Origin of the sequence: Pseudomonas saudimassiliensis (assembly GCF_000939975.1) — a bacterium.
Taxonomy (GTDB): Bacteria; Pseudomonadota; Gammaproteobacteria; order Pseudomonadales; family Pseudomonadaceae; genus Halopseudomonas; species Halopseudomonas saudimassiliensis.
On record NZ_LK391969.1, the window covers coordinates 362,440 to 382,994 of the forward strand.

Consider the following 20,555-nt stretch of genomic DNA (forward strand, 5'->3'; position numbering starts at 1 on the left):
CATGAACAAAGAAAAACGCTACGAGATCTTTCGCCGCCTGCGGGAAGACAACCCCCACCCCACCACCGAGCTGAACTTCAACTCCCCCTTCGAGCTGCTGATCGCCGTGATCCTCTCGGCCCAGGCGACGGACGTGGGCGTCAACAAGGCCACGGACAAGCTGTTCCCGGTGGCCAATACCCCCGAGGCCATCTACGCCCTGGGAGTCGAGGGGCTCTCGGAATACATCAAGACCATCGGCCTGTTCAACAGCAAGGCCCGGAACGTGATCGAGACCTGCCGCCTGTTGATCGAGCAGCACGGCAGCCAGGTGCCGGAGAACCGCGAAGCCCTCGAGGCCCTGCCCGGCGTCGGCCGCAAGACCGCCAACGTGGTGCTCAACACCGCCTTCGGCCACCCGGTCATGGCCGTGGACACCCATATCTTCCGCGTCAGCAACCGCACCGGTATCGCCCCCGGCAAGACGGTGCTGGAAGTGGAGAAGAAGCTGATGCGCCATGTGCCGAAGGAATTTCTTCTCGATGCGCACCACTGGCTGATACTCCATGGCCGCTATGTCTGCCGCGCACGCACCCCGCAATGCGGCAGCTGCCGGATCGAAGACCTGTGCGAGTACAAGCACAAGACCTCCGATTGACAGGGCGCGGCGTTTTCTATCAGACCATAAAAAAAATCTATTTCCGCTTCCCCACGACTCTCGCTATAAGGTGCGCAAATGGCATCTTCAATAGTGGAGCGGAGTTATGGCCAAAGCGAAAACCGATATTGAACTGGATGAAGACGACTTCCTCGTCGAGGATGATGACGCCCCCGAGACCGAGACGGGTAACACCAAGGCCAGTCTCACCAAGCGCCGCCAGATCGATAATTATCTGGAGGAACGGCGCCTGCAGAAGCAGCTGTCTGACTACGATTTCGACCTGGATTAACCCGATAGAACAGCTCGATCAGGGCCATTGAAAGGCTTTTATTCAGAGCGGTAGATGGCGCACGTAAGATGTGGCGAATAGAAACTATTCCCATTTGGAGTGCGCCATGACCAAAACCCTCACCTTCGCTGTAATGCATTTCACCATCGCCTTCGGGGTGGTCTATCTGCTGACCGGCAGCGTTCTGCTCGGTGGTGCGGTGGCATTGATCGAGCCAGCACTCAATACCATCGCCTTTCATTTCCACGAAAAAGTCTGGAAGCGTATCGAGCGTCGCCGCCTGGTTGACCCGGTGCTCAGCCTACCGCCGGTATTTCGCGGCTAACTGGCATATTGCCGCTGTATTGAGGAACTAAACGGCAGCAACTTGGGTATAGTTCATGAAGCCAACCGGGAATGTGCGCTCATGAATCGATGTCTCCTGTTCTGCCTTACGCTGCTAACCCTGGGCAACCTTGCCCATGCCAATGATGACTTTGTCTACCCCGTGGAGAACCCCTTCCTGGCCACTATCGCCGGCACGCCTTCCGTGCTCGTCGCGCCGGTGCCAGAAGAGGTAGACGTACGGCAGACCGATCTTGCCGTTACCGTGATTCCCGAGCGCAAGTTGCCGCCGGTGCTGTCACGCTACCAGCAGCTGCATTACCGCCTCGCCTGGCAGGACACCCCTGCCCCGCTGGTATTTCTCATCGCCGGTACCGGCTCGAGCTACAGCAGTCCCCGCCTGGATTACCTGAAACGGGTGTTTTGGCAGGCGGGCATGCATGTGATTGTGCTGTCCTCGCCGACCAATCATGACTTCATTGCCGCCGCCTCGCGCAGCGGCCTGCCGGGCCTCGGGAAAAACGATGCCCGCGACCTGCATACCGCTATGTCGGTAGCCGCCGAGCACGCGCGCAGCGAGAAGAATCTGGAGATCACCGAGTACCGTCTTGCCGGCTTCAGCCTCGGTGCACTCAACGCAGCTTTCGTCGCGCAGCTGGACGACGACCTGAAGCAGTTCAACTTTACCCGCACCCTGCTGCTCAACCCGCCGGTGGACCTCTATGCGTCGATCCGGCGCCTGGACGCCCTGGCGCGCACCCAGGTCGACGGGGTCAGCAGTGGCGACAGCTTCTATGAGCACATCTTCGAAAAGCTCGCCCGCCACTTCGAGACCGGCGCGACCGATATCGAGAGCAGCCTGTTCGCTGGCATCCAGCATTCCGACAATGCCCTGACCGATCCGGAACTGGCAATGCTGATCGGCGCGGTCTTCCGTTTTTCCGCCGCTGACCTGAATTTCATGGCCGACGTCATTACCGAGGGCGGGCGCTATTCACCCCCACGGGAAGAACTCAAGGTCAGCACCTCCCTGACCCCCTACCTGCGGCGCGCGCTGTTCTGCGATTTTGGCTGCTACCTGGACAATCAACTGTGGCCCGCCTGGAGCAGCGCCAACCAGGGCAAGACCGTGGACGACATGGCCTGGGAGACCAGCCTGTACAGCATCGAGCCCTACCTGCGTACCAATAAGGACATTGCTGTCCTGACCAACGCGGACGATTTCATCCTGACCGAGGAAAATTATCACTTCCTCGCCACCACCTTCGGTGATCGTGCGTTCCTGTACCCCCGCGGGGGCCATGGCGGCAATCTGCAACACCGGGACATCGTCACGCAGATTGTGACTTTCATGGGAGGGAACGCACTATGATTCGACTCAGCTCCGGAGTGCTGGCCGCTTGTGCACTGCTGGCCAGCGTAGCCACCCAGGCCCAGTCCAACGACGCCATCCCCCCGTACCGTGACCCCCTCGCGCCCCTGACCATCGATACCGAGGGCACCAATTACCAGTTCGAGCGCTCCAGTCTGGAAGCCCTGAAGATCCAGGATCCAATCGAGGGCTTCAACCGGCGGGTCTACCGTTTCAACGGCCAGTTCGATGAATATGTTTACCTGCCGGTGGTGAACGCCTATGAATGGGCCACCCCGCGCTTCGTACGCACCGGGGTGTCGAACGTGTTCGCCAACCTGGCCGATGTACCAAACCTGGCCAACAGCGTGGCCCAGGGCAAATTCCAGAAAGGCGCCCGGACCACCGCGCGGCTGCTGTTCAATACCACCCTGGGTGTGCTGGGCCTGTTCGACGTGGCCAAGGCCATGGGCCTGCCCCAGGAGCCGGAGGATTTCGGCCAGACCCTAGGCCACTACGGCGTCCCCACTGGGCCCTACCTGGTGCTGCCCCTCCTGGGCCCTTCGACCCTGCGTGATGCCTCCGGCCGCGCGGTGGACTGGTCGATCGAGGATGCCGTGGAGTATCTCGACAACCGGCGACATATGAACCAGCACCCATGGTCCTATGGCCTCTATGTGGTGAACCTGCGGTACATAAACGGCTTCCGCTATGGCTCGCTGGACAGCCCGTTCGAGTACGACCAGATTCGCTATCTGTACATCAAGTTGCGGGAGTTGCAGATTCGCCAGTAAACGCCCAGCCGTATCGGCACTGCGAGGCGCCTACATCGGGCGTCTCCCGTGCTTGGGCCCAGGGGTGATAAACTGCGCATTTTGCAGCCAGCAATCAAGGAATACCCCATGTGCGGAATCGTCGGCGTTGTTGCCCAGCGCAATGTTACCCCCATCCTGCTCGAAGGCCTGCGCCGACTGGAGTATCGCGGTTACGACTCCGCGGGCGTGGCGGTGCTGGCCGATGACAATCACCTGCAGCGGGTACGGGCCGTCGGCAAGGTCGTGGAACTGGAGCGTACCCTGGAGGCCACCCCGGCCGTGGGCTGCCTGGGCATCGCCCATACCCGCTGGGCCACCCACGGCAAACCAGCTGAACATAACGCCCACCCCCATGTTTCTGATGGGTTGGCAATCGTGCACAACGGGATCATCGAGAACCACTCACCGCTGCGCCGCAAGCTGACCGACCTCGGTTATGTATTCACCTCGGAGACCGACACAGAGGTGGTTGCCCACCTGATGGCCTGGCACTACCGTCAGACTCCGGATCTGCTCACTGCCTTCCGCAACACCCTGGCTGAATTACAAGGTGCCTACGCCCTGGCGATGGTGCACGAGGATGAGCCGCAGAACCTGTATTGCGCGCGCATGGGTAGCCCGCTGGTCATCGGCGAGGGCAGCGGCGAGTCCTATATCGCCTCCGATCCCCTGGCGCTGCTGCAGGTCACCGACCGCTTCCGCTATCTGGATGAAGGCGACCACGCCCGCCTGACGGTCGACGGCTGTACCCTCTGGGATCGGCAGCACAGTCCTGTCGAGCGGCCGGTCAAGCGTTACCAACACGCTGCGCTCAGCCTGGACAAGGGCGAGTACCGCCACTACATGCTCAAGGAAATCTTCGAGCAGCCCGAGGCCATCGGCAATACCCTCAGCGGCATCCTCGGCGACAACCATGTGCTGACGGCGATCCTCGGCCCGGACGCGGAGAGCCGCCTGGCATCGGTGGACAACATCCATATCGTCGCCTGCGGCACCAGCTACCACGCGGGGCTGGTGGCCCGTTACTGGATCGAGTCCCAGGTCGGCCTGCCGTGCCAGGTGGAAGTGGCCAGCGAATACCGCTACCGCACCGTCGCGGTGCCCGCCAATACCCTGCTGATCACCCTCTCCCAGTCGGGCGAAACGGCCGACACCCTGGCCGCGCTGCGCTTTGCCAAGGACCAGGGGTACCTTGCCACCCTCGCCATCTGCAACGTGGCCGGCAGCTCCCTGGTCCGGGAGGCCGACTGGCGTCTGCTGACCCAGGCCGGCCCGGAGATCGGGGTTGCCTCGACCAAGGCCTTCACCACCCAGCTGGTGGCGCTGCTGTGGCTGACCAGCGCCCTGCTCCAGGTGCGCGGCCGTGCAGCTGACCAGGTCGCGGCCAATGTCGCCGCCCTGCGCCAGCTGCCGGCCCTGATCGATCAGGTCCTGGCCCTGGAACCGGCCATCGCCGCCCTGGCCGAACGCTTCGCCAACAAGCACCACGCGCTGTTCCTCGGCCGCGGGCCGCACTATCCGATCGCCATGGAAGGCGCACTCAAGCTCAAGGAAATCTCCTACATTCACGCCGAGGCTTACGCCGCCGGCGAACTCAAGCATGGTCCGTTGGCGCTGGTGGATGAAAACATGCCCGTGGTGAGCGTTGCCCCCAGCGACAGCCTGCTCGAAAAGCTCAAGTCCAACCTGGAAGAGGTCCGCGCCCGGGGTGGCCAGCTGATCACCTTCGCCTGCGAAACCGTCGAACAGCCGGGCGCCGATGGCGACACCATCCGCCTGCCCCAGGTCGACGACATCATCTCGCCGATCCTCTATACCATTCCGCTGCAGCTGCTCAGCTACCACGTGGCGCTGGTCAAGGGCACGGACGTGGATAAACCGCGCAATCTGGCCAAGTCGGTAACCGTGGAATAAAGCCGCCCCTCCCGCCCGGGAGGGACTTATTTGCGCAACAGCCGCAATCCGTTTGCCACTACCAGCAGGCTCGCGCCCATGTCGGCGAATACCGCCATCCACATGGTCGCATCGCCGGTAATGGTCAATGCCAGAAACACCGCCTTGATCCCCAGGGCCAGCACGATATTCTGCGTCAGCACCTGTGAGGTGGCCTGTGACAGCCGGATGAAGGCCGGGATCTTGCGCAGGTCGTCATCCATCAGGGCCACGTCGGCGGTCTCGATGGCGATATCGGTACCCGCCGCGCCCATGGCAAAACCGATGTTCGCGCGGGCCAGTGCCGGGGCGTCATTGATGCCGTCACCGACCATGCCGACCCGACCTTCACTGGCGAGGCGCTCGATCTCCCGGGCCTTGTCTTCAGGCAGCAGGTTGCCGTAGGCGCGGTCGATCCCCGCCTGCCTGGCAATCGCCTGTGCGGCGTGGACGTTGTCCCCACTGAGCATGACGGTGGCGATGCCCAGCCCATGCAGTTCGGCCACCGCGGCCCGGCTGCTGTCCCGGATGGTATCGGCCACGGCAAAGATGCCCTGCACCTCCCCGCCGGCTACCAGCAGCACCACGCTCTTGCCCTGAGCTTCCAGTTCGGTGATCCGCGGTGCCAGCTCTGCCGCTGCCATCCCCTGGGCCTCCAGCAGCCGCTGGCTGCCCAGGTAACATGGCACCCCATCGATCGAGCCGCCCACCCCCTGCCCCGGCAACGCTGCAAACTCCGTCACCTCAGGCAACGCCAAGCCATCTGCCCGGGCGGCCACAGCGATCGCCCGGGAAACCGGATGATCGGAGCGCCCTGCCAGCGCGGCGGCCAGACGGCGGACCTTTATGCCGTCCTGCTCGCCCAGCGCCATGAAGTCTGTCTGCACCGGCTTGCCATGGGTGATGGTGCCGGTCTTGTCCAGGGCCAGCCAGCGCAACTTGCGGCCTTCTTCGAGGTAGACACCACCCTTGATGAGGATGCCCTGCCGCGCCGCTGCCGCCAGGCCACTGACGATGCTGACGGGGGTGGAGATGACCAGTGCGCAGGGACAGGCCACCACCAGCAACACCAGCGCCCGGTAGGCCCAGTCCAGCCAGGCGCCCGCGAGGAACAGCGGCGGCACCAGCGCCACACCCAGCGCCAATAGGACCACCACTGGAGTGTACCAGCGGGCAAACCGATCGACGGCGCGCTGGGTCGGCGCCCGGCTGGCCTGGGCCGTTTCCACCGCCCGGATAATGCGCGCCAGGGTCGATTGGTCGGCCGGGGCCGTCACCCGCAGCTCGAAGGAGCCGGACTGGTTAACGGTACCGGCGAAGACCGGATCGCCTACCCCCTTCTCAACCGGCAGGCTTTCCCCGGTAATGGGCGCCTGGACGACCGTGGAGCGACCCGCGACGATTTCTCCATCCAGCGCGATGCGTTCGCCGGGGCGCACCCGCACCCGGCTGCCGAGTGTCACCTGCCTCGCCGGCAATGCCTGCCAGCTGCCGTCTGGCTGCTGCACCGTGGCCTGTTCGGGGGTGAGATCCAGCAACTGGCGGATCGCATTACGGGCGCGGTCCAGGGACCGCGCTTCGATGACTTCCGCCAGGGAGAACAACACCATGACCATGGCGGCTTCGGGCCAATGGCCGATCAGCATCGCGCCCGTGACCGCAATGGCCATCAAGGCGTTGATATTGAGGTTGCCATTGCGCAGCGCTATCCAGCCCTTGCGATAGGTGGACAATCCGCCGATCAGGATAGCGCCAAGGGCCAGCAGCATTACCAGCCAATGGTGGCCGCCCAGCACCCAGTACATGGCTTCGGCCGCGACTGCCGCCAGCAGCGCCGCGCCTAGCGCCCACCAACGGGTTCGATCCGGCACCGGTTCGGCAAGCTGATTGGACTCCTGTCGCACCGCCTGCATGCCGATGGCCGCCAGAGCTCGCTCTACCGGGTCCAGGGAGGCCAGATTGTGGCGTACGGTCAACTGCCGCTGCAGCAGATTGAAGTCAAGCCCGAGGATGCCGGGTACGCTCGCCAGCTTGCCGCGAATCAACGCCTCCTCGGTGGGGCAGTCCATGTTGTCGATCCGATAGCACACGGCGGCCGCGCCCGGTTCAACGGTGGGCGGCACAGCCGATGGCGCAGGCTGGGACGAATCACAACCACAGGCTCGAGACGGCATGTCGCTCATGGCAACTCCTTCACTGCACATTCGGTATCAAGATTAGAGCCCCTATCACCCTGTCGGAGTCAAGGGGCTCGCTCGGCAGATAACGAAAGTCGTGAACCGGAGGCCTCAGTTAGTGCGTGAATCCGGCAGGCGGACGCGGTCGGCCAGGCGTATTTCCCCAACTTGCATGGCCCGCTCCATCTCGTCCGCAAGAAAGCCGCTCAGGGACTTCATGTACACGGTGGAGATATGGCTCTTGTCCTTGTAGATAAGGATATTCCCCGCCACTGCCGGACAGGTGTCCGCGGTACAGAAGTAGTCGCTCATATCGATGAACCGGACGTGTTCACCCAGGTTCGGCGTCGGACTCAGCACCGAGCCCAGCGCCGCGCTGCGCGGTCGCGAACATAACGGTGAGTCCGCCCCGTTCATGTCGACACAGGTAGGTACGTGAAAGCCCATGTACGGGGTATCCCGTACCGCCAGAACCTTCAGCCCCAGCTGCGCTACCTTCTGCCACTGCTGCACATAGCCAGCCGGCACATGCTCGGGCTGCTCCGCCGTCATCGCTACCGTGCCGGTAGTGAAGACAAAGTCCGGCTTGAGCTCGCCCAGGGCCGCAAGCACATTGTCATTCCACAGGGTGCAGGAATTCTCGCGATTGTCCGGTGACGCGTCGGCATCGGCGGTAAAGCGACAGCCGTTCTTGGTATAGCTCACCAGTCGCCAATTACGTTGTTGGGCGATGACGTCCAGTGCCGGCACCCAATGGGTGGCATGGGAGCTGCCGGCCACGGCAATGGTCAGCGCCCCTTCGGGCCTGCCGTAATGGCAGGCCTTGGCCTCGGTGCCATACAGGCCCTGATGGCACCCTTCCTTGTAGGGTCCGGGTACGTCTCTGCTGGCCATGAACGGTTCGGGAATAATGCCCACGTCAGGCTGTGCGCCCCCGTCCTCGGCCAGTACCCGCGCGCCGGGGTACAGCGCGGCATCGACCGTCTCCGGCACGCGGTACTCCTCGGTCAGAGTCTGCACCTCGTTACGCCATAACAGGATTACGACCACCAGCGGGGCCATCGCCGTCACCGCTGCGCCGTAGGCAAAGCCAGCAGAGCGGCGGCCGAGACGCGCCCGCAGCGGCTTCTCCACCAACCGAGTCGTACCCCATGCCAGCACCAGCGACACTGCCATGATCGCCAGTCCGCCATACCAGGTTAGCGCCGGCTCCCCTGCGACCGCCCGCAGGAAGATCATCACCGGCCAGTGCCACAGATAAAAGGCGTAACTGATCCCGCCGAGCCAGAGCAAGGGACGCAGCGACAGCAGCTTCCGTGCACTACCGGGGAGCATGCCCGCACCACTACCGAGCACTAACGCCGCCCCGAGGGAGGGCCAGAGCGCCGCGTAGCCGGGGAAACTCATCGAGACGTCCAGCACAAATCCACAGCTGATCACCGCCGCCAACCCCAGCCAAGCCAGTGCCCAGCGCAGCCCCTTGGGTACTGCCAGCCAGGGGCTGACGGCGATAATCCCGCCGAGTGCGAACTGCCAGACCCGGGCGAAGGTGTTGAAATAGGCAAAGGTCTGGTTGGCAGCGGTATGGATGACGGAAAAGCCCAGGGACACAGCGAAGATGCTACCGAAGATGAGCAGCAACCCCTGCCGTCGGCTCACCGCCAGCCGGGTGCTGGCATATAGCGCCAGCATGATCACGAAGGGCCACAGCGCGTAGAATTGCCCCTGGGTCGACAACGCCCAGTAGTGCTGCACCGGACTTGGCAGGTTATCCCGGGCCAGGTAATCAACGGAATTGAGCGCCAGCGCCCAGTTTTCCATATACAGCATAGCGGCCAGGCTTTCCTTCATCGCCGCCATCCAGAGCGAGCGCGGTAGCAGCAGCCAGGTGCCCAGCAATACTGCGCTGATCACCAGCAGCGCAGCCGGCAATAGCCGCCGCGCCAACCCGGCCCAGAACACCAGCGGACGCACCCGTCCCAATTGCTCCCGTTGCCGAAGCAGCGACAGGGTGATCAGGTAGCCGGACACCACGAAAAAGACATCGACCCCACCGGAGACCTTGTTCATCCAGATATGGAAGATCGCCACCAGCAAGGCCGCCAACGCACGCAGGCCTTCGATATCGCCGCGGAAGCTGTCCGCTGCTGTTTTATCAGGGAAGTTGCCCATAGTTACCCCAGCTCATTCACGGCGTCATGAAAACGACCGCCCCGCACCACCACGGGCGCATCCTGGGGCGGCACCGGCAGCTCGGGCCAGCGAAACAGTGCGCCGAGTTTCCGATCCCACTCCTCGGGGTAGAGCTTGAACGCCCCCGCGCCAGGCGTGAAGGTGATCTCGCCAACATAGATGCGCCCTTCGTACACATACATGTCCACCCGAGCGTAGCCGAACGGCTGGGCCAGCCGACGGGCTACATCCAGCAGTTCCGCCAACACAGCGGGGGGCCGGGTAACCTGGGCGTCCGTACTTGGCGACAACTTGTCGCCAAGCCTGAACGGCAGGCCCTGCCAATCCTCGGAGAACAGATTTTGCGTCATGCGGCCAAACCGACCGTTGATCACCTGGATGAACAGGAAGCTTTCGCCTTCGGCGGGATTGAATACATGGACCTTGTAGTCTGCGGGCGGGCCGTCTGCCGTCAGCAACGCCTGCTCAAATAGCACCTGGGGGCGTATTGCCTTGTAATGACGCTCACCTCGACGGCGAGAAAAGTCTTCCCGTAACCAGGCATTGCCCAGTGCCGTCAACTCACTGACATCTTCCTTTGACTTGTCCGGCACGATACGTACGGAACCGCTGCTGTTATTTGTTTTCATAACAAAACTGTCAGGTAAATGCTCAAACTGTGACGCAGTTAACAATTCCGCAGCGGCATACAGAGGCACATTGAATCTTTCGCCTACAGTAGCGCCAATATATTCGCGCGCTAACACCTTGTCAGCCAGACGGGAGAAATGCGGCAGGGGGTAACGCATTCGATGGTGCAACTTTTCGGTCAGGCTTTGCGGATTACTGAAGCTGCAGAAACGACCGTGCCGTTTCAGGTACCGGAGTTGGTATTCCGCCCACTCCGGGAGCACCTCCACTACCGAGGAAGTCAAGGAATAACGCATCGCGTTCATCAGTTTCTCGGCAAACTTGCCAGCAATGTCCATATCAACACCCCAATGCATGAGGACCCTTTAACTCGGCGCAGCAATTGCATCAATGCCTTTGCCATTCACGGAGACATTCAGGCATGGAACCCGGAGGAATGCCTTCACGAATCGGTAACGTCAGCAGGGAGATAACTGATCCATAACCGATCACTAACGGACCAAACTAAATGCTGTTTTATCTGCCTTAATGTCCGGCGAGGATCAATGCAGCGAGGGAAACAAAAATGGATTTACTGCAGAAAAGGCCCCTTAAGTTATACCGATATTTCTTCGGTACGGCAGAGTTTAACGAAGCGAGATTCGAACTCAGAATCAACGAGCGACCCGTAGCAATAGAACGCAGGCCTCTTGTTTTGCTGGCCAAGATCCTCGAGCACGCTGATCAGGTCGTAACCAAAGCCGAATTGCTGCATACCGTCTGGGGTGGGCGGATCACCGTCGAAAACGTCCTGGCCAATGCCATGGCCAAACTGCGCAAGGCGCTGGGGGATAACGCCGGCCTACTGGTGACCATCCCTCGGGTGGGTTATCGCATCCAGGGTCCGGTAAAGAAGATGGAGGCGCAGGCTGACTGCGCCCTGATCCCAGCCCCACCGCGCCCCGAGTCAGTGTTCACCAGCGCCCGTATCGCACCGCCCGTCACCTCGTTTCATTATCTCGATGTAATCTCACTAAACCCCACCGAGTTTGATCGCTCCGGCACTACCCTGGACGCCGGTACCAGCGTAGCCGAGCGAACCGAACGCGCCGGAGGCAAGGCCTTCCACCCTGAAGGTGACCCGACCCTGGAAGCCTGGGCCGGGCGGCGTCACCTGGACATCATGCCGATCGAACAGCGGCTCAGCCTGTTCCTGGCCCTGGCAAAAGCAGTATCGCTGCAACACGCACGAGGCACCGTGCACGCGTTCCTGCAACCCGACAATCTGCTTGTGGCGGACAACGGCAGTATTCGCATCACTGCACCGGAAAGACGCCTTACAGATGCTGGCCAAGCGCAGAAAGCCACCGTCGGCTATTTCTACCGAGCCCCGGAAACCTATCGTGATAACGACGTCTCCCCACGTAGCGATATCTACTCGCTGGGCATACTGCTGTATCAGCTGCTGACCTCGGATTTCAACCGACCACTGCTTCCCGACTGGCGACAAGACATCACCAACAGATCGTTCCAGCACCTTATCGAAGCAGCCACGCACTCCTGCCCTTCTTTGCGCCCGGAGTCCGTGGAAGAGTTTGTAAGACCTTTATACACCCACCGAATCGGACATCACCAACAGCCTGAATTCAAGATGGCGAACTTGGCGAGCATGCTCCGGCGATAACGAGCTTTTAATTATTAACTGCCTTCCCCAAACGCGCCTTCGGCCGTTGTGGGTGGCCTGTGCCTGTTTGACCAGTAGTACCACTTTAAAGAACCACCAGTCTTCAGGATCCGACTAGAAATCCTGGGGCGGTAGCGTGCCTGGAGCGCCGTTTCCCTCCACTCCGGAGCCGGGGCTTCACAACCACCTTCAATATGCGCGAGCGCAAGGGAAATCATGCAAAACATCACCCCCCCATATCGGAACCAGAGCAGTACCGACGAAATCGACCTCGCGGTCCTTTTCGGGGCACTGATCGATGGCAAATGGATCATTGCCGGCCTGACTCTGCTTTTCGCCCTGCTGGGCGTGACCTACGCCATCCTGGCAACCCCCATTTATCAAGCCAACGCCCTGATTCAGATTGAAGAAAAGAGCGGTGGCCTGGCGGGCATGTCCGAGCTGTCCGACGTATTCGGCGGGCCGTCCAAGGCGGTAACCGAAATTGAATTGATCAAATCCCGTGCGGTGATCGGCCAAGCCGTCACCAACCTCAAACTGGATACCGTATCGTCGCCCAGCTACTTTCCGCTTATCGGCCACTGGGCAGCGCGCCGCTTCAAGCCGGAGTATGAAGGCGAACTGGCCCAACCCTGGTTTGGCCTGGCGCAATACGCCTGGGGCGGCGAAGAGCTGGAAATATTCCAGCTGGCAGTCCCGCCGGCCTACCTTGATCAACCCCTCGCCCTCGTCGCTGGCGCCCATGACTATTTCAGCCTGTACAACGATGACGGTGAGCAGCTGCTGACCGGCCAGGTCGGCCAGCAGGTCGAGCAGAACGGTTTCAAGGTCCAGATCGCCAAACTTATCGCCCGTCCCGGCACGCGCTTCACCGTCGCCCATAACCGGCTGCTGAACAGCATCATGTACCTGCAGAACGAGCTGGATGCCAGCGAGCGCGCCAAGGACTCGGGCATCATCAGCCTGTCGCTACAGCATGAAGACCACCAGCATGCCATCCGCGTACTGGATGAGATCAGCCGGCTGTATGTTCGCCAGAACGTCGAGCGCAACTCGGCGGAAGCCGCGCAGAGCCTCGAATTCCTGCGCGACCAGTTGCCCCAGGTGCGCTCCGAGCTGGAGCGTTACGAGCAGGCCCTGAACGACTTCCAGACCAGCAGCAAATCGGTGGATATCTCCATTGAAACCCAGTCGGTCCTCAATCAGATCATCGAACTGGACACGCTGATTTCCGAGCAGAACCTCAAGCGTTCTGAACTGCAACGCCGCTTTACCGGTGAACACCCTTCTTATCAGATCCTCCAGGAGCAGACCCAGCAGCTACAACGCCAGCGCAACGAGTTGAGCGCCAAGGTAGATCAACTGCCGGAAACCCAGCAGGAGCTGCTGCGCCTGTCGCGGGACGTCGCTGTCACCACCGAAGTCTACACCGCGATGCTCAACCGTTCCCAGGAACTGGATGTGCTGCGCGCGGGCACCGTCGGCAACGTTCGCATCATCGATGCCGCCGACGCCAGCGTCACCCGCCCGGTCAAGCCGCGCAAGGCCATCGTCGCCATACTCTCTACGCTGTTCGGCGGCTTCCTTGGCGTCGCCCTGGTGCTGCTGCGCCAGATCCACAACCGTGGCGTGGAGAATCCGGAGCTCATCGAGCAGCTCGGCCTGCCGGTGTACGCCAGCATCCCCTTCAGCCGGGAACAGGAATTCCTGGAAAAGCACATGCGCAGCAGTAATCGCGCCGCCCAGCATGACAGTCTGATCCTGGCGCTGAAGAACCCCGCTGACCTGGCCGTGGAGTCCCTGCGCCGGCTGCGTACCAGCCTGCACTTTGCCCATGCCGGGGCCATGAATAACGTGTTGATGATCACCGGCCCCAGCCCGGGCGTGGGTAAATCTTTCGTCGCGGTAAACCTGGCGACCACCATGGCCCAGACCGGCCAGCGCGTCCTGCTGATCGACGCGGATATGCGCAAGGGCTACATCAACAAGGTGTTCCGCATGCCTGCCCGGGACGGCCTGTCCGACCTGCTGACCTCGCGCATCGACATCCAGACCGCGATTCGGCCTACCGAAGTCGAACGACTGGACCTGATCGCCCGCGGCCGTATTCCGCCGAATCCATCCGAGTTGCTGATGCACGACAACTTCCGCCGCTTCCTCCGGGAAATCGACAACCAATACGACCTCATCATCATCGACACGCCACCGGTGCTGGCGGTTACCGACGCGTCCCTGGTCGGCCGCGAAGCGGGTATCTGCCTGCTGGTTACCCGCTTCGGGCAGAACTCGGCGAGGGAGATCGAGGCGGCCAAACGCTGCTTCGAGCAGGACGGCATCCAGCTCAAGGGCGCCATTTTCAACGCCGTCGTCAAGAAGGCCTCGGCCTACGGCTACAACCAGTACGGCAGCTACTTCTATGAATACAAATCAGAAAAGGCCTAGCACCCACCTCCCTTGCGGCAACGACTGAATTCATCGAGGAATCACCATGAAAGTAACCGTATTTGGCACTGGCTATGTGGGTCTGGTGCAGGGCGCCGTGCTGGCCGAAGTCGGCCACCAGGTGGTCTGCGTGGATGTGGACCCGGACAAGATCGCGCGCCTGCAGCAGGGCCAGATTCCGATCTATGAACCGGGCCTGGAAAACCTGGTGCGCGACAACCACGCCGCCGGCCGGCTGCAGTTCACCACCGACGCGGCGGCCGGTGTGCGCCACGGCAGTGTCCAGTTCATCGCCGTTGGCACGCCCCCGGACGAGGATGGCTCCGCCGACCTGCAATATGTGCTGGCGGTCGCCGCTACCATCGCCGAGCACATGGACGGCCACCGCATCATCATCAACAAATCCACCGTACCGGTGGGCACAGCCCGCCAGGTCTGCGCGACGGTCGAAGCCATCCTGGCCGAGCGCAACGACGCGAGGCTGACCTTCGATGTGGTGTCCAACCCCGAGTTTCTCAAGGAAGGCTCCGCCGTGGCGGACTGCATGCGGCCGGACCGCATCATCATCGGGACCGACAGCGGCGAGGCCGAGGAGGTGATGCGCGAACTCTACGCGCCGTTCAACCGCATTCACGAAAAGATCATCATCATGGATGTGCCGAGTGCCGAGCTGACCAAGTACGCCGCCAACTGCATGCTGGCGACCAAGATCAGCTTCATGAATGAAATGGCCAACCTGGCCGAGCTGCTCGGCGCTGATATCGAGATGGTACGCCAAGGCATCGGGTCGGATCCGCGTATCGGCTATCACTTCATCTACCCCGGGGCCGGCTACGGCGGCTCCTGTTTCCCCAAGGACGTCCAGGCACTGATCCGCACCGCGGAAGTGGTCGACTTCGATGCGCGGGTGTTGCGGGCGGTGGAATCGCGCAACAAGGAGCAGAAGACCCTCCTCTACCGCAAGATCTCCAACCATTTCCAGGGCGACCTGGAGGGCAAGACCTTTGCCATCTGGGGCCTGGCCTTCAAGCCCAATACCAATGACATGCGCGAAGCGCCCAGCCGGGTACTGATGGAAGCACTCTGGCAGGCCGGCGCCCGGGTGCATGCCTACGATCCCGAAGCCATGGAAGAGACCCAGCGGCTATACCTGCACTGTGACGACCTGCAGCTGTGCGGCACCAAGGAGTCGGCCCTCAAGGGCGCCGACGCCCTGGTCGTGGTTACTGACTGGCAGGCCTTCAAGGCTCCGGACTTCGACCTCATCCACGACTATCTGAACTACCCGGTGATCTTCGACGGCCGCAACCTCTACGACCCCAAACGCATGGCGAAAAAGGGCTTCACCTATTACGCCATCGGACGCTGAGATGAAGATCGCCATTCTCAATACGCTATACCACCCCTACCGGGTTGGCGGCGCCGAAGTCTCGGTACAGCTGCTCGCCGAAGGCTTGGCTGGCCAGGGGCATACAGTAAGCGTCATCACCTTGCATGAGGGGCGACAGCCCAGCGTCGAGCAAGCCGGCGGCGTCACGCTGTATCGCCTGCCCGTGCGCAACCTGTACTGGCCCTTCGGCGGCCACCCGTCCCGGCTACGGCGACTGCTCTGGCATGTGCTGGATACCTATAACCCGCTGGCGCGCGCCGATGTATCGCGCCTGCTGCGGCAGATCCAGCCGGACCTGCTGCACACCAACAACCTGGCGGGCTTTTCCGTTGCGGTATGGGACGCCGCCCGGGCCGTGGGCATCCCGGTGGTGCACACCTCCCGGGACTATTACCTGATTCATCCCAACTGCACGCTCTACAGCGGTGAGCGCAACCAGGATCCGCGCTCGCTGAGTTGCCGGTTGTTTTCCCTGGTCCGCAAGTGGCGCTCCCACCAGGTCCAGCACTACGTCGGGATCAGTGAACACGTGAGTGAATTGCACCAACGCCTGGGCTATTTCCGCCAGGCACCGGCGGAGGTCATCTACAACTCGATCAGCCAGCCCGCGGCAACACCACCCCGAGCCAGCGATAAGGGCACGGTGCTGGGCTACATGGGCCGGATCGAGCCGGCCAAGGGCCTCGAAACCGCATTGCAGGCCTGCCGTAGACTCGGCCCCGGCTTCAGCCTGCGCATTGCCGGCAAGGGCGATAGCGCCTATGTCGCCCGGCTGCAGGCGGCCTATGCCGACCAGGACCTGACCTGGCTGGGGCACTCAGCACCGGAGGCATTCTTCCCGAGCATCGACATCATGCTGGTGCCCTCACAGTGGGCCGAGCCCCTGGGCCGGGTGGTACTGGAAGCCAGCTCCTATGGCGTGCCCGTGGTCGGTTCGGACGCCGGTGGCATCCCCGAGATCATTCGCCCCGGGGAGACCGGGTTCGCCTGCCCCGCCGGTGACGTGGATGCCTTCGTCGCAGCCGTCCAGCGGCTGGCCCGCAGCGACCGCACGCTGCTGCGTGAACATTGCCTGGCCTGGGCGGCGCAGTTCTCCGGCGAGCGGATCACCGCACGCTACCTGCGCGCCTATCAGAGTCTGGATGGCACCCAGGAAAAACCGCTGCCCGCTACCCAGACGACCGTCTGAACCCGGCCGCCCCGCTCCCCTGTCAGAGCCCAGCTCGCGTTATGTCAGAGACCCCATGAAAATCCAGTACCTGCTCAATGCCGCCTTCCTGGCCCTGGTATGCCTGTTTGCCGTATTCGGCAACCTGCCGCGCTTCGTCCCCGTGGCCGGCTCCTTCGGCAACGTCAATGCCAGCGAATTGGTGATCTACCTGTGTGCCGCGCCCATCCTGATCAGGAACTTCAAACGCCTGATCACTTCGCGCGCGGTGCTGTTCCTGCTGGCCGTCAACACCTTCTCCCTGGGCGTTGGCATATTCCACTACGGCGTGGCGATGGACTCGGTCTTCTACAATATCCGCCTCAGCGCCATGATCCTGTCGGGCTTTGCGGCCGGCGTCGCCCTGCAATGGGTGTTCCGCGACGACATCCCACGCCTGACCAAGGCCTTCGTCATCACCTACGGCGCCGCCTCCGTCTTCAGCTTCGTGCTGCTGGCGATCTTCCCGGATTCCACGGTGCTCTGGCTCAAGCTGGAGCAGATGGGCATCAATTTCACCGGTGACCCCCATCAATTTCGCCTGGTCTCCACCTACCTGGACCCCAACTTCTTCGGCACCATCATCGTGTTGCCGATCCTGATGGCCACCCTGGTGCTCCAGCGCACCGGCTACATCGCGCTCTTCCTGCTGATGGTGGTGGCGCTACTGTTCAGCTTCTCCCGCTCGGGCATCTCCCTGGCCCTGCTCGCGTTTGCCTGCGTCTTCGGCCTGCGTGCCCTGAGCATGATTACCCAGTTCCAGAGCCGGAATATCGGCGTACGGCCGCTGCATGTGTATCTGCTATTGCTGTCGCCCTTCCTGATCATGGCCTTGGCCGTGATCTTCGAAAGCCAGCTCGAGCGCGTCATCGAACGCTTCACCACCACCCGTGATGACAGCTCCGCGCTGTCGCGGCTGAAGGCCTTCGATACCGGGATGGAGCTGATCGCGCAGCACCCACTGCTCGGCCACGGCTACAACTTCGCCATCCGTTTCCTGTTCAAGGACGGCACCAAGGTCGATTCCAGCCTGCAGATGGTGATCATGAGCTATGGCTTCATCGGCTCCCTGGTCACCCTGGTGGCAGGAGGAATCTGGGCCTGGGTCGTGGCCGGCAAGCTGCGCCAACTGCCGTCTCCCGAGCCCTATCAGCTGTTTCGCAAGCTCATCATCTACACCGCCCTGACCCTGCTCTGGGCCGGGCATTTCAACCAGATCGTCTTCTACCCGTTCTGGCTCTTGCCGGTGCTGGCCCTGTTCTTCTACTTCGATCAGCTCTGCGTGAGCCTGAAGTCACCCCACCTCATTCGGAGACCACATGGAACACTCGCACATAGCTTTTGATTCCAGGTGGATCGGCCCCCATGGGATCGGCCGCTTTGCCACGGAAGTGCAGGACCGTCTGAATTTCACCAAGCTGTTCGACGGCGCCGGCAACCCGGCGTCCTTCGCCTCCTCGGTACGCCTGGGCCGCTGGCTCGCCGGCAGCGGGGCCAAGGCGCTCTACAGCCCCGGTTACATTCCGCCGTCGGGCAGCCGGCTGCCCTTCGTGTTCACTATCCACGACCTCAACCACATCGATGTGGAACACAACAGCTCGGCGCTCAAGCGCCTCTATTACCAGTTGATCATCCGTCCAGCAGTGCACCGGGCCGAGCAGGTGCTGACCGTCTCGGAATTCTCCCGCGGGCGGATCGTCGAGTGGGCGGAGTGTGACCCCGACCGGGTCACCGTGGTCGGCAATGGCGTCAGCGATATCTTCCACGCCCAGGTCGTGCCCATGCAGCCCGGCTATGCCTACTTCTTTTGCTGCAGCAACCGCAAGGGCCACAAGAATGAAAAGCGATTGGTGCAGGCGTTCAAGCTGAGCGGCCTGCACCGTGACTGCAAGCTGGTGTTCACCGGCAATGCCGATGTCGAGCTGCAGCAGCTGATCGCCCGCGAGGACCTGCAGGACCGGGTCCTGTTCACCGGTCGCCTGAGTGAGATCGAACTGGCCAGCTGGTACCGGGGGGCTATCGCCACGGTCTTCCCGTCCCTCTATGAGGGCTTCGGCCTGCCCGTTGCCGAGAGCATGGCCTGCGGTACGCCGGTGATTACTTCCGAGGTGTCCTCTATGCCGGAGGTCGGCGGTGACGCCGCACTCTACGTCGATCCCCATGACAGCGACAGCATCTCCATGGCGATGCTCGCCGTCGCCGGCAATACCGAGCTCAGCAAGCAACTCTGCGCCCGTGGACTCGTCCAGGCGCAAAACTTCACCTGGGACCGAACCGCGGGCCTGGTCAGTACCGCGCTGGCCCGGTTGCCCCTTCATTGATCTGTCCAGCTCCCCCATTCAGCAAGGAACCCACCATGAAAGTTGCCCTCGTCGTCGACTGGCTTACCGTGTACTCAGGCGCAGAACGGGTGGTCGAGCAAATACTGCAGCTCTATCCCGATGCCGATCTGTTTTCACTGATTGACTTCCTGCAGGATGATCAACGGGCATTTCTCAACGGCAAACAGGCAACCACCTCGTTCCTGCAACGCATGCCCTTCGCCCGCACACGCTACCGCAGCTACCTGCCGCTGATGCCGCTTGCCATCGAACAATTCGATCTCAGCGGCTACGACTTAATCATCTCCAGTTCCCATGCGGTCGCCAAGGGCGTGCTGACCGGGCCGGACCAACTGCACATCTGCTACATCCATTCGCCGGTGCGCTACGCCTGGGACCTGCAACACCAATACTTGATGCAATCGGGCCTCAACAAGGGTCTGAAGAACTGGATCGCCCGCTGGTCGCTGCACTACATCCGCAATTTCGACGCGCGCTCCTCCCTCGGGGTGAATGCCTTTATTGCCAATTCCGAGTTCATAGCCCGTCGCGTGCAGAAGTGCTATCGGCGGCCCGCCGAGGTGGTGTATCCACCGGTGAACATCACCGATTTCATCCCGCAACCCGACAAGCAGGACTTCTACGTCGCGGCCTCGCGCATGGTGCCCTACAAGCGCATGGACCTGATCGCGCAGGCGTTCCGGCAGATGCCCGAGCGCAAGCTGGTGATCATCGGCGACGGCCCGGATCTCGACAAGGTCCGCGCCGTCGCCGCCGGCGCCAGCAACATCACGGTGACCGGTTTCCTGCCCTTTCCGCAGATGCGCCACTACATGCAGCAGGCGAAAGCCTTCGTCTTTGCCGCTGAGGAGGATTTCGGCATCACCCCGGTTGAGGCCATGGCCTGTGGCACCCCCGTCATCGCCTACGGCAAGGGTGGCGCCCTGGAAACCGTGGTGGACGGCCGGACCGGCTTCTTCTTTCCCCAGCAAACACCCGAATCGCTCATCCAGGCAGTGGAGCATTTCGAACAACAAGGCCACAGCATCCGTCCCGAGCATTGCCGTGAACAGGCAGAGCATTTCTCCATCGAGCTGTTCCGCGAGCGTTTTTCCCGGGCGGTGGATGCGGCCATCCAGGAGTTCAATCCGAACCCTAACTCAACCCTTGCAGGAGTATGA

16 protein-coding genes are annotated in these 20,555 nt (G+C 62.1%); 13 read left to right on the forward strand and 3 right to left on the reverse strand.

What is annotated here, in order from left to right:
• Position 1 precedes the first annotated feature (1 nt).
• The 6 genes from nth (at position 2) to glmS (ending at position 5,333) form a co-directional block, all read left to right on the forward strand.
• Entirely contained in the window at positions 2–637 is a 636-nt protein-coding gene (gene nth / locus VG99_RS01855) for an endonuclease III (RefSeq protein WP_044498048.1), read from the forward strand.
• A gap of 106 nt (positions 638–743) precedes the next feature.
• Entirely contained in the window at positions 744–929 is a 186-nt protein-coding gene (locus VG99_RS01860; RefSeq protein ID WP_044498050.1) for a PA3496 family putative envelope integrity protein, read from the forward strand.
• 106 nt (positions 930–1,035) lie between these two features.
• Positions 1,036–1,254, forward strand: a complete 219-nt coding sequence (locus tag VG99_RS01865; RefSeq protein WP_044498051.1) for a DUF2061 domain-containing protein — start codon at positions 1,036–1,038, stop codon at positions 1,252–1,254.
• Positions 1,255–1,335: 81 nt separating this feature from the next.
• Entirely contained in the window at positions 1,336–2,625 is a 1,290-nt protein-coding gene (locus VG99_RS01870; RefSeq protein WP_044498054.1) for an alpha/beta fold hydrolase family protein, read from the forward strand.
• On the forward strand, positions 2,622–3,398 hold the full coding sequence (locus VG99_RS01875; protein ID WP_052508660.1) for an MlaA family lipoprotein: 777 nt from the start codon (positions 2,622–2,624) through the stop codon (positions 3,396–3,398). The genes VG99_RS01870 and VG99_RS01875 overlap by 4 nt, the downstream gene beginning before the upstream one ends.
• Before the next feature lie 108 nt (positions 3,399–3,506).
• On the forward strand, positions 3,507–5,333 hold the full coding sequence (gene glmS / locus VG99_RS01880; protein WP_044498055.1) for a glutamine--fructose-6-phosphate transaminase (isomerizing): 1,827 nt from the start codon (positions 3,507–3,509) through the stop codon (positions 5,331–5,333).
• 26 nt (positions 5,334–5,359) lie between these two features.
• Here glmS and VG99_RS01885 read toward each other — a convergent pair whose 3' ends face one another.
• The 3 genes from VG99_RS01885 to VG99_RS01895 all read right to left on the reverse strand — a co-directional run bounded on the left by VG99_RS01885 (position 5,360) and on the right by VG99_RS01895 (position 10,689).
• On the reverse strand, positions 5,360–7,534 hold the full coding sequence (locus VG99_RS01885) for a heavy metal translocating P-type ATPase (RefSeq protein ID WP_044498058.1): 2,175 nt from the start codon (positions 7,532–7,534) through the stop codon (positions 5,360–5,362).
• A 105-nt stretch (positions 7,535–7,639) separates the two neighbouring features.
• Positions 7,640–9,700, reverse strand: coding sequence for an acyltransferase family protein (locus VG99_RS01890; protein ID WP_044498060.1), 2,061 nt, complete (start codon positions 9,698–9,700; stop codon positions 7,640–7,642).
• A 2-nt stretch (positions 9,701–9,702) separates the two neighbouring features.
• Positions 9,703–10,689: an ATP-grasp fold amidoligase family protein gene (locus tag VG99_RS01895; RefSeq protein WP_158023870.1), complete on the reverse strand. Its 987-nt coding sequence runs from the start codon at positions 10,687–10,689 to the stop codon at positions 9,703–9,705.
• Positions 10,690–10,916: 227 nt separating this feature from the next.
• On the opposite strand from VG99_RS01895, the gene VG99_RS16005 reads away from it, so the two are divergent.
• From VG99_RS16005 to VG99_RS01930, 7 genes are all read left to right on the forward strand, one after another.
• Positions 10,917–12,014 carry a protein kinase domain-containing protein gene (locus tag VG99_RS16005; protein ID WP_076939710.1) on the forward strand — a complete coding sequence of 366 codons (1,098 nt, stop codon included), beginning with the start codon at positions 10,917–10,919 and terminating at the stop codon, positions 12,012–12,014.
• 216 nt (positions 12,015–12,230) lie between these two features.
• Positions 12,231–14,456, forward strand: coding sequence for a polysaccharide biosynthesis tyrosine autokinase (locus VG99_RS01905; protein WP_044498063.1), 2,226 nt, complete (start codon positions 12,231–12,233; stop codon positions 14,454–14,456).
• 46 nt (positions 14,457–14,502) lie between these two features.
• Positions 14,503–15,825 (forward strand): UDP-glucose dehydrogenase family protein, encoded by a 1,323-nt coding sequence (locus VG99_RS01910; RefSeq protein ID WP_044498064.1) that lies wholly within the window; start codon positions 14,503–14,505, stop codon positions 15,823–15,825.
• 1 nt (position 15,826) lies between these two features.
• The gene (locus VG99_RS01915) at positions 15,827–17,035 is read left to right on the forward strand and encodes a glycosyltransferase family 4 protein (RefSeq protein WP_052508662.1); all 1,209 of its coding nucleotides are present in this window, start codon (positions 15,827–15,829) and stop codon (positions 17,033–17,035) included.
• A gap of 55 nt (positions 17,036–17,090) precedes the next feature.
• Entirely contained in the window at positions 17,091–18,398 is a 1,308-nt protein-coding gene (locus tag VG99_RS01920; RefSeq protein ID WP_044498065.1) for an O-antigen ligase family protein, read from the forward strand.
• Positions 18,373–19,374 (forward strand): glycosyltransferase family 4 protein, encoded by a 1,002-nt coding sequence (locus VG99_RS01925; RefSeq protein WP_044498067.1) that lies wholly within the window; start codon positions 18,373–18,375, stop codon positions 19,372–19,374. Before VG99_RS01920 ends, VG99_RS01925 begins: the two co-directional genes overlap by 26 nt.
• Before the next feature lie 35 nt (positions 19,375–19,409).
• Positions 19,410–20,555, forward strand: a complete 1,146-nt coding sequence (locus VG99_RS01930; RefSeq protein ID WP_044498068.1) for a glycosyltransferase family 4 protein — start codon at positions 19,410–19,412, stop codon at positions 20,553–20,555.